Source organism: Paracoccus marinus, from assembly GCF_007018965.1.
Taxonomy (GTDB): domain Bacteria; phylum Pseudomonadota; class Alphaproteobacteria; order Rhodobacterales; family Rhodobacteraceae; genus Paracoccus; species Paracoccus marinus.
In genome coordinates this window covers 422,944-437,949 of sequence record NZ_VJYZ01000033.1, presented here as the reverse complement: position 1 = coordinate 437,949, position 15,006 = coordinate 422,944, and the positions used below count along the sequence as shown (strand labels likewise).

Below are 15,006 nucleotides of genomic sequence, written 5' to 3'. Positions count from 1 at the left end.
CTCACGCTCAGGGGACCAAGGCCGGGGTCGCGGCGTCCAGCGCGCATGCCGCGCTGCAGCATGGGGTTTGCGCCGTGCCCTGAGTTCAGGCAGTTTTTGCGCAAAATGCCGCGCAGTTGGTCAGGTCACGAGTGGGTCAGCGCCGCCCGCACGTGTTCTCAATCCGGGCGTCTTGCTGTATCAGATGCGCGACAAGGCCGGGGAACGGTCGCAGGATTGCAGGCATGAAGAACACAACCGGCAACCGGCGCATCGTCGCCGACAAGCGTTACGCGGATCAGGCGACGCCCGCGCCGCGCAAGCCCGTGAAGGGCGGCGGCGGCAACGGCGGCGACAACGGTAACGGCGGCAATGGTAACGGCGGCGGCCTGCCCCCGCGCGAGGCGCGGCGCCGCGCCGCCGCGGCGCCCGCACCCAAGGCCCGCAGGCGGGGCAACGTCGTGTCGCGCGGCATCGCCGGGTCGGTCGCGCTGGTGTGGCGAATCATTTGGGGCAGCGTCTGGCGGCTGGGGCTGACCTTCGCGCTGATCCTGTTCACGGCCACCGCCTATTATTATTCGACCCTGCCCGAACCGCAGGCGCTGTTCGACGGCCGCCAGCGCGGGTCGGTCACGATGCTGGACCGCGACGGCAAGGTGTTCGCCTGGCGCGGCGAGACGTTCGGCACCGTCAGTTCCGACAAGATCGCGCCGGTGCTGAAGAACGCCGTGGTCGCGACCGAGGACAAGCGGTTCTATTCCCACCTCGGCGTCGATCCGCGCGGCGTGGCCAGCGCCATCAAGATCAACATGGCCGAGGGGCGCGGTCCGCTGGAAGGCAACGGCGGCTCGACCATCACCCAGCAGGTCGCGAAGCTTCTGTGCCTGGGCGACACGTTCGACCCGACCAAGTGGAAGTCCGAAGCCGATTTCGAGGCCGAGTGCCGCCAGTCCTCGCTGTGGCGCAAGGTCAAGGAAGTGCCCTACGCGCTGGCGATGGAGACGAAGTACTCCAAGGACGACATCCTCAACATCTACATGAACCGCAGCTATCTGGGCGCAGGCGCCCGCGGGTTCGAGGCGGCGAGCCAGCGCTATTTCGGCAAGCCCGCATCCGATGTGACGGCCGCCGAGGCCGCGATGATGGCGGGGCTGCTGAAGGCGCCCAGCTACTTCGCGCCGACCGCGAACCTCGAACGCTCGCGCGAACGGGCCAGCGTCATCCTGGGGCTGATGCACCAGCAGGGCTACCTGAAGGACGACGAGTTCGCGACCGCCAAGGCCCGGCCCGCCGCGCTCAGCCGCGCGGCCGAGGCGCGCGCGGGCGGCTATTTCGCGGACTGGGTGATGGAATCCGGTCCGGGCTTTCTCACCAGCGAGACGACCGAGGACGTGACGATCAAGACGACCTTCGACCAGCAGGTCCAGCGCGCCGCGGAACGGGCGCTGGCCAAGGTGTTCGACGAAAAGGTCAAGGACGGCTCCAAGGTCGAGGCGGCGGTGGTCATCATGTCCGCCGACGGCGCGGTGCGCGCCATGGTGGGCGGCCGCGACACCAAGGTGAACGGCACCTTCAACCGCGCTACCCAGGCGATGCGCCAGCCCGGATCGGCGTTCAAGCCGTTCATCTACGCCGCCGCGCTCGACATGGGCTACACCCCCGACAGCATGGTACTGGACGCGCCGCTGACGATCAACGTGCGCGGGTCGGGGCCGTGGTCGCCCAAGAACTACACCCGCCGTTACCGGGGCGAGGTCACGCTGACCACGTCGCTGATGAACTCGCTCAACACCTCGACCATCCGCCTGCAGGAGGCAGTGGGGCGCGACGCGGTGCGCCGCGTGGCCGAGGATTTCGGCTTTGGCCACAACCTCGCGGCCGGGCCGTCGCTGGGGCTCGGGGTGTCGGAAACCACGCTTCTCGACATGACGGGCGCCTATGCGGGCATCCGCAACGGCGGCACCGCGGTCCGCCCCTATGGATTGGTCGAGCTGGCGATCAAGGGTGAGCAGACGCCGCTCATGGGCCAGGTCGGCGGGATGGGGCAGCGCGTGATCTCGCCCCAGGCGGCGGGCGAGCTGATCGGGATGATGCGCGAAGTCGTGCAGCACGGCACCGGCACCCGCGCGAAGCTGGCCGACGGGCGCGACGTCGCGGGCAAGACCGGCACCACCTCGTCCTATCGCGATGCGTGGTTCGTGGGCTTCTCGCAGCAATACGTGGCGGGCGTCTGGATGGGCTATGACGACAACAGCCAGATGACAGGCGTGACCGGCGGCGGCCTTCCGGCCGAAATCTGGTCGGCCGTCATGACCGAGATCCACCAGGGCCTGCCGAACGAGCCGCTGGACACCACCAGCGGCGGCGGCGGGATCGTGCCGCAGATCGTCGCAGTGGGCGACGCCGATCCGCTGGCGGCGGCGCTGGCGCAGGCCGTGTCGGACGCGGCGCCGATCCGCAACCTGCCCGGCGAGATGGGCGGCGGCGCGCTGGCGCCCGCCCCCGATCCGGCGAACGGCAACCTCGACGCGGCGCTGGCCGAGGCGATGGCATCCGCACAGGAAGCCGACGCAGCGGCCGAGGCCGAGATCGCGGCCGCCGAAAGCCTTGCCCCCGCGCCCGACGGCGGCGTTGCCGACCCGGTCCCGCCCGGCGTGACGGCACCCCGGACGCCGGGCGCGGTCGTCAGCTCCGACGGCGGCCCGGACCCGTTCGCCGACGCATCCGCCGCGGGCCTCGCGCCGGTCGAGCCCGAACCTGCACAGGCGCAGGCACCCGACCCCGCCGCGCTGGACAGCAGCGCGGCCGGCACCGCGGGCACGGCTGGCGCACCTGCCGACGACGCGCTCGCCGCGGCGCTGGGTGCGGCGATGGGCGACAACTAGCGGGGCTTTTCCGCGCATCGGCGCCCGACGTGGGGGCCGCGCCTGCGCGCGTCGATGGTTTCTTAATTGTCACGGGCGTAAGACAGTCGGGGACGAATCGGATTCCTTTGCGCGGCGGACAGGTGGCGAATGCCTCAGATGGCACATGACGGGCAGAAGGAACTGCGCGCGGCGCGTTCGGCAGGGCTGCATCTGCTTCTGTCGGTGGGCGCGTTTTCCGCCGCGGTGAACCTGCTGAACCTGACCGGGCCGCTGTTCATGATGCAGGTCTACGACCGCGTCCTCGGCAGCCGCTCGGTCGAGACGCTGGCGGCGCTGTTCGCGGTGGTGACGTTCCTTTTCGTGATGATGGGGCTTCTGGACCTTGCCCGGACGCGCGTGATGGCGCGGCTTGCGGCCCGGTTCCATGCGCAGATGGAAGGGCGCGTGTTCCGCGCCGCGCTGCAGGACGGCGCGGCGACCGGACAGGCGGCGGCGACCGCCGCGGGGCCGGCCGATCTCGACGCCGTGCAGCGGCTGGTGGGGTCGCCCGTGATGCTGGCGCTCTTCGACCTGCCTTGGGTGCCGATGTTTCTTGCCGGGCTCTTCATCTTCCACCCGCTCTTGGGGGCGATGGCCTGTCTGGGCGGGCTCGTCCTGGTCATCACGACGCTTCTGAACCAGCTGATGTCGCGCGATCCGCTGCGGCAGGCGCACATGTCGTCGCAGCAGGCCGACCGCGCCGCCGCCATGTACCGCGAAGAGGGTGAGCTGATCGGCGCGCTCGGCATGCGCGGGGCGACGCTGTCGCGCTGGCAGCGGCAACGCGACGTTGTCGCGGTGGCCTCGATGCGCGGCGCCGACCGCGCGTCGGCCTTTACCGTGTTTTCCCGCGTGTTCCGGCTGTTCCTGCAAAGCGCGCTCCTCGCCGCCGGCGCGTGGCTCGTCCTCAAGGGCGAGGTCACGCCGGGGGCGATGATCGCAAGCTCGGTCCTCATGGGCCGGACGCTGGCGCCGATCGAGCAGATCGTGGGCGGCTGGCCCCTGGTGCAGCGCGGGCAGGACGGGTGGCGGCGGCTGGCGGTCCTGCTGTCGCGGCGCCCGCCGCCGCCGGCGCGCACCCCCCTGCCGCGCCCGGCCGCGCGGCTGCAGGCCACGAACCTGTCGGTCGTGCCGCCCGGTGCCGACGTGGCGACCCTGCGCGGGGTGAACTTCACCCTGCAGCCGGGGCAGGCGATGGGCGTGATCGGGTCGTCGGGTGCGGGCAAGTCCACGCTCGCGCGGGCGCTGACCGGCGCGTGGACGCCCGTGGGCGGGTCGATCCGGCTCGACGGGGCGACACTCGACCAGTACGACCCGGACGTGCTGGGCAGCCTGATCGGCTACCTGCCCCAGCAGGTCACGCTGTTCGATGGCACCATTGCCGAGAACATCGCCCGCCTGTCGCCGGAACCCGATTCCGCGGCGATCGTGCGGGCCGCGACGCAGGCGGCGGCGCACCGGATGATCCTCGACCTGCCGCAGGGCTACGACACGCCCGTGTCGCAGGCGGGCGCGCGCCTGTCGGGCGGGCAGATCCAGCGGGTGGGCCTTGCCCGCGCCCTTTATGGCGAGCCGGTGCTGTTCGTTCTGGACGAGCCGAACTCGAACCTCGACAACGAAGGCTCGCAGGCGCTCAACGTCGCGATCCGGGCGATCAAGGCGCGGGGCGGATCGGTCATCATCATGGCCCACCGCCCGGCCGCGATCGCCGAATGCGACCTTCTGCTGGTGATGGAACAGGGCACCGTGCGCGCGTTCGGCCCGCGCGACGAGGTGCTGAAATCGACGGTCCGCAACGCGCAGGAAATCCGCACCGCGCCGGTCGCGGCAGGGGGTGCGGCATGACCGGCAAGAACGACGCGAACCTGCCCGTGGGCCCGGTCCCTTCCGGCGCCGTGTCGCCCGCCCCCGCACCCGCGGGCACCGCCGGCACCGGCACCACGCTGCCCACGAACCGCGCCGCCGGCCGACCCGCGCATTACCCCTTTGCCGCCCGCGCAGCGACGGCCCCCCGCCCCCCTGTCCCTGCCCCGCCCCCTGCCCCTGCCGTTCCGCCGCGCGAGGCCGCGCGCAGGCGCTGGCCGGTCGGCGGCACCCTGACGCTGGGGCTCGTCAGCCTGCTCATCCTGGTGGGTGGCTTCGGCGGCTGGGCCACATTCTCGCGCATCTCGGGCGCGGTCGTCTCGCCGGGCCAGATCGAGGTCGAGCGCCATCGCCAAATCGTCCAGCACCCCGATGGCGGCGTGGTGGACGCGATCCTCGTGCGCGAAGGCCAGCCGGTCAAGGCGGGCGACACCCTCGTCCGGCTCGACGGCGAATTGCTCAGGACCGAGCTTGCGATCGTCGAGGGCCAGTATTTCGAGATCCTCGCCCGCCGCGGCCGGCTGGAGGCCGAGCGCGACACCGCCGACGCCCCCCGGTTCCCGCCCGAACTGACCGACAGCCTGGCCGAGCGTCCTGCCCTGCAGGAACTGCTGGACGGGCAGACCAGCCTGTTCGACGCCCGCCGCGACACGCTGAAGCAATCGCTGGACCAGCTGGAACAGCAGGCGCAGCAGGTCACCGAACAGATCGTCGGGATTGAGGCGCAGGAAGCCGCGACCCGCACCCAGCGCGACCTGATCGAGCGCGAACTGACCGACCAGCGCACGCTTCTGGAAAAAGGGCTGGCGCAGGCGCCGCGCGTGCTGGCGCTGGAACGCGAGGCCGCGAGCCTTGACGGGCAGCTGGGCGAACTGGCCGCGTCCCGCGCGCAAGGCGAGACCCGGCGCACCGAGATCGGGATCACGCAGCTTCAGCAATCCTCGGAACGCCGCGAAAGCGCCGAGACCGACCTGCGCGACCAGGGCTACCGCGAACTGGAACTGGCCGAGCGTCGCCGCGGCCTGACGGAACAGATCGCGCGCCTCGACATCCGCGCCCCGGTGTCCGGGATCGTCCACGAGATGCAGGTGACGACCCCCCGTTCGGTCATCCGGCCGGCCGATCCGATCATGTTCCTGGTGCCGCAGGACCGCCCGCTCGTGGTCGCGGCCCGCGTCTCGCCCCTGCACGTGGACGAGGTCAGGACCGGGCAGGACGTGATGCTGCGGATGTCGGCGCTGTCGTCGCGCACGACGCCCGAGATCGGCGGCACGCTCGCCAACGTCTCGGCCGACGCGGTGACCGACCAGACCACAGGCGTCCCCTACTACCGCGCCGAGGTCACGATCTCTCCCGAAGAGCTCGCGCGGCTGGGCGATGCGGCGCTGGTGCCGGGGATGCCGGTCGAGGTGTTCATCCAGACCGGCGAGCGCAGCCCGATGGCCTATCTGCTGAAACCGCTGACCGACTATTTCTCGCGCGCGCTGCGCGAGACCTAGGCGCCGGGCCCCGTCGGCGGCCACGGCCCGGTCCGCCACGGCCGCGCGGCCCGCCCCGCCCACGCAACGCCGCATGTCCGCCGCGCGGCACGGCCCCCCGACGCCATTGCCCCGCCGGTCGGTTTCCGCCTAAGCCTTGCCGCAACCGGAGTGCGCTCATGAAGATCATCATCTGCGGGGCAGGACAGGTCGGCTGGCAGATCGCGCGCCACCTGAGCGGCGAGCGCAACGACATCACCGTCATCGACACCGATGCCGACCTGATCCGCCGCGCGACCGACATGCTGGACGTCCAGGGAATTGCGGGTTTCGCCAGCCACCCCGACGTCCTCGCCCGCGCCGGCGCCGCCGACTGCGACCTTCTCATCGCCGCGACTCATTCGGACGAGATCAACATCGTCGCCTGCGAGATCGCGCACGCAGTCTTCCAGATCCCGCGCAAGATCGCACGGCTGCGCGCGGCGTCCTATCTGGACCCGTCCTACGCGGGCATGTACGGCACCGCGAACCTGCCCATCGACGTCGTCATCAGCCCCGAACGCGAGGTCGCGCGCGCCGCCATGCAGCGCCTGCAGGCGCCCGCGACCTTCGACGTCGAGACCTTCATGAAGGACCGGGTCCTGATGCTGGGCCTGGCGCTGGATCACGACTGCCCGATTCTCAACGCCTCGCTGCGCCAGCTCGACGACATGTTCATCGACAACAAGGCGCTGGTAGTCGGCATCCGCCGCGCCGGCCGCCTGTTCGCGCCCGAACCCGCCGACGAGCTTTACCCAGGCGACGAGATCTATGTCGTCTGCCCGATCGAGGAGGTCGAGCGTACGCTGGAACGGTTCGGCAAGCCCACCGCCCGGCCGCAGCGCGTCATCATCGTGGGCGCGGGGAACGTGGGGCTCGCGGTCGCGCAGGCGATCGAAAAGAAGCTGCCGCGCCTGAACGCCAAGCTGATCGAACGCGACCGCACCCAGGCAGAGGCCGCGGCCGACACGCTGGAACGGGTGGTCGTGCTTCAGGGCGACGGGATGTCTGCCGACCTGCTGGTCGAGGCGGGGGTGGCGCGCGCCGACGCGGTCCTGATGCTGACGCAGGACGACAAGACGAACCTGCTGGGCGCGGTGCGCGCCCGCCAGCTCGGCGCGGGGATGGTGGTGTCGCTTCTCAACGACCCGACGCTGATCCCCTTGCGCGGGCCCCTGGGGATCGACGCCTATGTCGACCCGCGCGCCGCGACCGTCAGCACGATCCTGCGCCACATCCGCCACGGCCGGGTGCGCGACCTTTATTCCATCGGCGACGCCGAGGCCGAATTGATCGAGGCGCAGGTGCTGCCGAGTTCCGGCTTTGCCGGCCGCCTGATCTGCGAACTCGACCTGCCCGCCGGCGCCCTGATCGCCGCCGTGCAGAAGGGCGACCGGATCGTGAAGCCGCTGCCCGGTCTCAGGATCGACGCGGGCGACGTGGTGCTGATCTTTGCGCTGAACGGCGACGTGGACACGATCGACGGGATGCTGCAGGTCGGCATCGACTATTTCTGACGGCCCCCCGCGCCATGCCTCGCCGCCAGCGCCTGATCCGCCTGCCGATCATCCTGCAGCTCGCGCTGATCGCGTCGCTGTCGATGCTGGTGCCTGCCGCCCATGCGGCGGTCGCGTCCGACTGGCGGATCGCGCGCATCTTCCTGCACAGCGCGATCGGCTGCACGCTGATCCTGACGCTTCTGTCCATCGCGATGGCGGGACGGCCGCCCGCCGACCGGACCCGCGCGGTCCTGCCGACCATGCTGGGCGCCTATGTCCTGCTGCCGCTGCTGCTGGCCGTCCCGTTCGCCATCGCGATGCCCGACACCGGGCTGTTCAACGCCTGGTGGGAAATGCTGTCCTGCCTGACCACCACCGGCGCCTCGCTTTATGCGCCCGACCTTCTCGACCCGACGCTGCACCTGTGGCGGGCGACGGTCGGCTGGCTCGGCGGGCTGTTCGTGCTGGTCGCGGCAATCGCGCTTTTGGCGCCGATCCATGTCGGCGGGTTCGAGATCGTGTCGGACACCGGCACCGCCATCGCGGCCGACCGCGCCGACGATCCGCGGCCCAGCAGATCCTCGCCCCACCGGGTGCCGCGCCCGGACAGCCGCATCCGCCGGATCTCGGCCGATCCGGGCAACCGCATGTGGCGTTGGGGGGCCGAGATCGCGCCGGTCTATGTGGGCCTGACCGGGGCGCTGTGGCTGGCGCTGCTGGTGCTGGGCGATCCGGGCCTCGTCGCGTTGTGCCGCGCCATGGGAACCCTGTCGACCAGCGGCATTTCCCCGCTGGACGGTCCGGTCGGCGCGCCGGGCGGCGGTGTCGCGGCCGAGGCGGTGATCGCCCTGTTCCTGCTGCCCGCGCTTACCCGCCGCCCCTGGCCCGGCGGGGACGAGCTGCAGATCGGCCCCACCCTGCGCGACGACCCCGAGGTGCGGATGGCGGCGGGCCTCGTCCTGTCGGTGACGCTGGTGCTGCTGATCCGCCCGGCCTTGGGCGCGATGGGCGTCATCGATCCGGTCACCCCGCCCGAGGCGACGGCGCCCGGCGTGATCGGCGACGTGGCGCGCGCGCTCGCGGCCGCGTGGGGGGCCGCCTTCAGCGCGCTGTCGTTCCTGACCACGACAGGCTGGACCTCGATCCACTGGGAAGGCGCGCGCGCCTGGTCGGGGCTGGCTGCGCCTGGGCTGATGCTCGCGGGTCTTGCGATGATGGGCGGCGGCGTTGCCACCGCGGCAGGCGGGGTCAAGCTTTTGCGGGTCTATGCGCTCGCCCGCCACAGCAAGCGCGAACTGGAACGCATCGTCCACCCCGCCTCGGTCGCGGGCGGGGGCGCGCGCGCGCGGCAGCTGCGACACGGCGGCGCGCATCTCGCGTTCATCTTCTTCATGCTGTTCGCGGTCTCGCTGGCGCTCGTCGTCATTCTGGTGACGATCCGGCCGATCCGGCTGGAAACGGCGACGATCCTGTCGGTCGCCGCGCTGACCAACACCGGCCCCCTGGCCGAGGCGATCCCGCTGATCCAGGCCTACCACACCGACGCGGGCGCGGCCGGGGCGCCGTGGGCCGGCTGGGGCGGGCTGACCGTGTTCACCAAGTCGGTGCTGGCCGGGGCGATGGTCGCGGGACGGATCGAGACGCTGGCGCTGCTCGCCATGCTCTCGCCGGGGTTGTGGAAGCGATAGGATGCGGGCATTCGCGCGCCACAGTTTCTGAGCTCGTTCACCACGTATCCGGGGCCTGCTTGCGCCAAAGCGGCCGCTCGCATAAATGTGATTCTGTCAGACTGACCAACAAGAAAAGGTGACGCCAATGGCTGGCGACAAACAGAACCTTCAGGACGCGTTCCTCAATCATGTTCGCAAGGCCAAGGTCCCGGTCACGATCTTCCTGATCAACGGGGTCAAGCTGCAAGGCGTCATCACCTGGTTCGACAACTTCTGCGTGTTGCTGCGCCGCGACGGGCAGTCCCAGCTGGTCTACAAGCACGCCATTTCGACCATCATGCCCGGCCAGCCGATCAGCCTTTACGAAGGCGACGACTGAGTGGTCGAGGCGCAGTCAACCGTCGCGCTTCCCACCCGGGCCTTCGTCATCCACCCCGACATGGGCGACCGCCGCGACCAGCGCCGCTCGCCCGACCTGGCGCTGGAAGAAGCGGTCGCGCTGGCCCGGGCGCTGCCCGCGCTGGACGTGGTGGGCGCCACGGTCGCGCGGCTGCGCAATCCGTCGCCGGGGATGCTGTTCTCGTCGGGCAAGCTCGACGAGCTGGGCACCGCGCTGAAAGAGGCCGAGGCCGAGCTGGTGCTGATCGACGGCCCGGTCAGCCCGGTGCAGCAGCGCAACCTGGAAAAGGAATGGGACGTCAAGATCCTGGACCGGACCGGGTTGATCCTCGAAATCTTCGCCGACCGCGCCCGCACCCGCGAAGGCGTGCTGCAGGTTGAACTGGCCGCGCTCAGCTATCAGCGGACGCGGCTGGTGCGCGCCTGGACCCACCTCGAACGGCAGCGCGGCGGCTTCGGCTTCGTCGGCGGCCCCGGAGAGACGCAGATCGAGGCTGACCGCCGCGCCATCGACGACCAGATGATCCGCCTTCGCCGTCAGCTTGACCGCGTGGTCCGCACCCGCACCCTGCACCGCGCGGCACGCGCCAAGGTCCCCTACCCGATCGTGGCGCTGGTGGGTTACACCAACGCCGGCAAGTCCACGCTGTTCAACCGCCTGACCGGGGCGGACGTACTGGCCAAGGACATGCTGTTCGCGACCCTCGACCCGACCATGCGGGCGATCAACCTGCCCGGCCCCGACGGCGAGGCCAAGGGCCGCAGGATCATCCTGTCCGACACGGTGGGCTTCATCAGCGACCTGCCGACGCAGCTGGTCGCGGCCTTTCGCGCGACGCTGGAAGAGGTGCTGGAGGCCGATCTGATCCTGCACGTCCGCGATATCAGCCACCCGGAAACCGAGGAACAGGCCGGGGATGTGGGCGAGATCCTGGAAAGCCTGGGCGTGGAAGAGGACGTGGCGCTGATCGAGATCTGGAACAAGATCGACGCGCTGTCGCCAGATATCCGCGCGGCCCTTCGCCGCACCGACGCGCGGCGCGACGACGTGCAGGCGGTGTCGGCGCTGACCGGCGAGGGCCTGGACGACCTGATCGCCGCCATCGACCTGCGGCTGGCCGACGTGCTGGACGAGCCGCGCGTCGATGGCGAGGTGACGATCCCGTTCTCGGACGGTCGCCGCCGCGCCTGGCTGCACGACCTGGGCGTCGTCCGGTCCGAGGAAGCGACCGAGGACGGGCAGCGCATGTTCGTCACCTGGACCCGGCGCCAGCAATCCGCGTTCGAGGCGCTAAACGGCACCGACCGCGATGACGCGGACGCCGATGACGACGAGGATGACGATGGGCCGACCCGGACGCCGGGCGGCTGGGACCCGCTGGGCCGCGACTGAGCGCGGCCGGCGGGGCGACCACGGGATGATGGCGGAGTGATGGCGGCGGCTACTTCGCCGCCATCAGTTCCTCTTCCGCGCGCATGCCGCCGACGACGCCCAGCGACTTCAGCTTGCGATGCAGCGCGCTGCGTTCCATGCCCACAAAATGCGCGGTGCGGCTGATGTTGCCGCCGAAACGCTCGATCTGCGCCAGCAGGTATTCCCGCTCGAACAACTCGCGCGCGTCCCGCAGGGGCAGGCTGGTGATGCGATTGCCAAGCGCAAGGCTGTCGCCGTTCTCGCCTGCGCCCGACTGCGGCTCTAGCTCGCCCGGCTGGATCGGACCGTTCCCCTCGCCAAGGATCAGCACCCGCTCGATCACGTTGCGAAGCTGGCGGATGTTGCCGGGCCAGCGCATCGTGTGCAGCACCGTCACGGTGTCGTCGGGCAGGTCGCGCAGCGGCAGCCCCTGCGTCACATGGAACTGTTCGATGAAGCGGCGGGCGAGCGCGCCGATATCCTCGCGCCGGTCGCCCAAGGACGGTACCGCGATCGGGACGACGTTCAGGCGGTCGTAAAGCTCCTGCCGGAAGCGGCCGACCTCGATCTCGTGGGCGAGATCGCGGTTTGTCGAGCTGAGGACGCGCAGGTCAACCCGCACCCGGTCGGTCCCACCCGACCGCTGGAACTGCTGCTCGGTCAGGACCCTCAGGATCTTGGGCTGCGTGCCCAGCGGCATGTCCGCGACCTCGTCGAAGTAGATGAAGCCGCCATGCGCCTGTTCCAGCAGGCCGGGCTCCACGCCGCGCTCGGGCGATTCCCGGCCGAACAGCACCTCCTCCATCCGCTCGGGTTCGATGGTGGCGCAGGGGACGATGACGAACGGCGCCTCGGCGCGGGCGCTGTGGGCGTGGATGTAGCGGGCGGCGAGTTCCTTGCCCGACCCCGGCTCGCCCGTCAGCATCACCCGACCGTTCGACCGCGCGACCTTGTCGAGATTGTCGCGCAGGCGCCGGAACGGCCCGGAATGGCCCAGCATCTCGGCGGGCGAGCTGTCGCGGCGGCGCAGCGTCGCGTTTTCGCGGCGCAGGCGGCTGGTTTCCATCGCCCGGCGGATCACGACCATCAGCTGGTCGATGTTGAACGGCTTTTCGATGAAGTCGTAGGCGCCCTGCCGGATGGCGGCGACCGCGATCTCGATGTTGCCGTGGCCCGATATGATGACGACCGGCACGTCGGGATTGTTTGCCTTGGCGTGCTTGAGGATGTCGAGCCCGTCCATCCGGCTGTCCTTGAGCCAGATGTCGAGGATCATCAGCGCGGGCTGGGCCGCGTTGATCGACGCCAGCGCCTCGTCGCTGTTGGCGGCAAGGCGGGTCGAAAACCCCTCGTCCTGAAGGATGTCCGCGATCAGTTCGCGGATGTCGCGTTCGTCGTCGACGATCAGAATGTCACTCATATGCCTGTGCCTCCTGCTCTGGTCTGGTCTTGCGCGACTGGGTCAGCCGGACGGGCTGGCGTTCGCGGGGTAGCCGGATCTCGGCCTTGGCGCCGCGGTGACCCGCGGCGTCGGGTTCTGCATCGGTCAGGGTCAGGCTGCCGCCGTGTTCCTCGACGATCTTCTTGACGATCGGCAGGCCAAGGCCGGTGCCCCCCTGCTTCATGGTCACGTAGGGCTCGAACAGCCGGGTGCGGTCCTGGGGCAGGCCCACGCCGTTGTCGGTGATGGTGATCGTGACCGCGTCGGGTTGCGCGTTCATGGCGGCGCTGACGCAGGCGACCCAGTCGCCCGCGGGCCGGTCGCGCACCGCCTCGGCCGCGTTCTTGAGAAGGTTGGTGAACACCTGCCCCATCATCCCCCCGTCGCAATCGACGATCACGGGGGCGTCCGGGATGTCGGCCCTGATCCCGCCCGCGACCGCGTCCTGCTGCAAAATCACGGCGTCGCGCATCAGCCGGGCAAGGTCGACTTCCTTGCGGTCGGGTTCGGGCATCCGGGCGAAGCGGCTGAATTCGTCCACGATCCGGCGCAGGTCGTTGGTCTGGCGGATGATGATGCCGACAAGCTGGTCCAGCGCCTCGCGCGTCTCGCCCTCGGGGACGATCCGGGCGACCTTGCGGCGGATGCGCTCGGCCGAAAGCTGGATCGGGGTCAGCGGGTTCTTGATCTCGTGCGCGACGCGGCGGGCGACGTCGCCCCAGGCGGCCATGCGCTGCGCGGTGACAAGTTCGGTCACGTCGTCAAAGGCGATCACGTAGCCCTCGACCTCGCCTTCTGCGCCGCGTCGCACCGCGATGCGGACGAGCAGGCTTTCGATCCGCCCGTCGCGGGTGATCCGCACCTCGTCCTGCACCGATTCCGCGACCGAACCGGTGACACGGTCGAACAGCGGCGCGAACTCGGGCACAGCCTCGGGCAGCGGGCGGTCGATGTCGCGGCGCGGGTCAAGGCCGACCAGCCGGTGGGCCGAGCGGTTCAGGAAGTCGATGCCGCCCGTCGCGTCCAGCCCCACCACGCCCGGCGTGACCGAGCTCAGCACGTTATCGAACAGCCGCCGCTGTTCGTCGGCGGCGCGGTAGGTGGCGACCAGTTCCTCGTGCTGCTGCTTCAATTGCCGGGTCATGTGGTTGAAACTGGCGCCCAGCGTCTGGATCTCGTCCCCCGTATCCAGTTCGGGCACCTGCACGTCCAGATTGCCGCGCCCGATCTGTTCGGACGCCGCCGCCAGCCGGCCGATGGGGCGCGACAGGCGTTCGGCGAACCACATGCCCATCCAGATCGCGGCCGCCACGAGCAACAGCGCGAAGCTGAGATAGACCAGCGAGAACTCGAACAGGACCTTGCCGCGGACTTTTTCCAGCTGCTGATACAGCCCCACCGTCTCGCGCGTGTCGTCCAGAAGGCCCAAGAGGTCGCCGTCCACGTCGCGGGTCACGTAAAGAAAGCGGTCGGGTATCCCCTTCAGCGGGACGAGCGCCCGGAACTCGTTGTTCTGCCAGTCCTGGATCAGCAGCAGGCCGGACCTTGCGGCGGTGTCGAACTGGGCGGGCGCCGGCGCCTCGTACCCGAACAGGTAGGACCGTTCGCCCCGCGCGCGGATCGCGCCGCCGCCGTCGATGACATACGCCTCGCGCAGGCCGCGCTGGATCCGGGCCTGCCCCTGCGACAGCAGCGCGCGGACGCTGCCGTCGTCGATCAGCGGGTTCTCGGCGGCGGCGGAATCCAGCAGCCCGGCCAGCATCCGCGCATCCGACACGAGGTCGCGGCGGTGTTCGTCCTGATAGGCCTCGGCGGCCGACAGCGAGCTGGACACGACCGACTGCACCCGGGTCGAGAACCAGCCCTCAAGGCCGATGTTGACGGTCAGGCCCGCGAACAGCGCGACCAGCACGGTGGGGATCAGCGCAATGCCGGCAAAGACGCCGACCAGCCGCATGTGCAGCCGCGATCCGGCGGCGGCGTTGCGGCGGGCGACGGCCATCCGCGCCAGCCGCGCGACCACGAGCCCGGTCAGCAGCAGAAGGTAGATGAAGTCCGCCAGCAGCACGAGCCGCAGGGTGGTGCTGTCGGTCGGCTCGTCCAGCGGGCCCAGTACGGCGAAGGTCGCGAGCGCAAGGACCGGGCCCAGCACGGCAAGGCCCACCGTGGCCACGGTCTGCACCCGCCGCATGCGGCGCAGCCCTGCCAGCCTGTCCCAATGGATGCGCCTTGACTGCGCCACCGCCATTGCCCGCCTCGTCCCGCCAGCGCCGCTGTGTTCGCGGCTGATGTGGCCTTGCCGCGACTATGCGACGACC

General features: G+C 70.4%; 9 protein-coding genes. 7 read left to right on the top strand and 2 right to left on the bottom strand.

The genetic code is table 11. The annotated features are described in order from the left end of the window. Positions 1-224 precede the first annotated feature (224 nt). The 7 genes from FNF32_RS14280 to hflX all read left to right on the top strand — a co-directional run bounded on the left by FNF32_RS14280 (position 225) and on the right by hflX (position 11,226). On the top strand, positions 225-2,864 hold the full coding sequence (locus FNF32_RS14280; protein ID WP_131675018.1) for a transglycosylase domain-containing protein: 2,640 nt from the start codon (positions 225-227) through the stop codon (positions 2,862-2,864). A 129-nt stretch (positions 2,865-2,993) separates the two neighbouring features. Beyond that, on the top strand, positions 2,994-4,730 hold the full coding sequence (locus FNF32_RS14275) for a type I secretion system permease/ATPase (protein ID WP_131675019.1): 1,737 nt from the start codon (positions 2,994-2,996) through the stop codon (positions 4,728-4,730). Beyond that, positions 4,727-6,247, top strand: coding sequence for an HlyD family type I secretion periplasmic adaptor subunit (locus FNF32_RS14270; protein WP_131675020.1), 1,521 nt, complete (start codon positions 4,727-4,729; stop codon positions 6,245-6,247). The genes FNF32_RS14275 and FNF32_RS14270 overlap by 4 nt, the downstream gene beginning before the upstream one ends. Before the next feature lie 158 nt (positions 6,248-6,405). Next, entirely contained in the window at positions 6,406-7,782 is a 1,377-nt protein-coding gene (gene trkA, locus FNF32_RS14260) for a Trk system potassium transporter TrkA (protein WP_143796700.1), read from the top strand. 14 nt (positions 7,783-7,796) lie between these two features. Continuing rightward, positions 7,797-9,452 carry a TrkH family potassium uptake protein gene (locus tag FNF32_RS14255; RefSeq protein WP_131675023.1) on the top strand — a complete coding sequence of 552 codons (1,656 nt, stop codon included), beginning with the start codon at positions 7,797-7,799 and terminating at the stop codon, positions 9,450-9,452. Positions 9,453-9,579: 127 nt separating this feature from the next. After that, positions 9,580-9,813: an RNA chaperone Hfq gene (gene hfq, locus FNF32_RS14250; protein WP_089343093.1), complete on the top strand. Its 234-nt coding sequence runs from the start codon at positions 9,580-9,582 to the stop codon at positions 9,811-9,813. Further along, positions 9,814-11,226 carry a GTPase HflX gene (gene hflX / locus FNF32_RS14245; protein WP_281285690.1) on the top strand — a complete coding sequence of 471 codons (1,413 nt, stop codon included), beginning with the start codon at positions 9,814-9,816 and terminating at the stop codon, positions 11,224-11,226. It begins immediately after the preceding gene. Between the two features lie 49 nt (positions 11,227-11,275). Here the strand turns inward: hflX and ntrX are convergent, their stop codons facing one another. Continuing rightward, positions 11,276-12,667: a nitrogen assimilation response regulator NtrX gene (gene ntrX, locus FNF32_RS14240; RefSeq protein ID WP_131675024.1), complete on the bottom strand. Its 1,392-nt coding sequence runs from the start codon at positions 12,665-12,667 to the stop codon at positions 11,276-11,278. Further along, entirely contained in the window at positions 12,660-14,879 is a 2,220-nt protein-coding gene (locus FNF32_RS14235; protein ID WP_246087848.1) for a sensor histidine kinase NtrY-like, read from the bottom strand. Before FNF32_RS14235 ends, ntrX begins: the two co-directional genes overlap by 8 nt. Between the last annotated feature and the right edge of the window lie 127 nt (positions 14,880-15,006).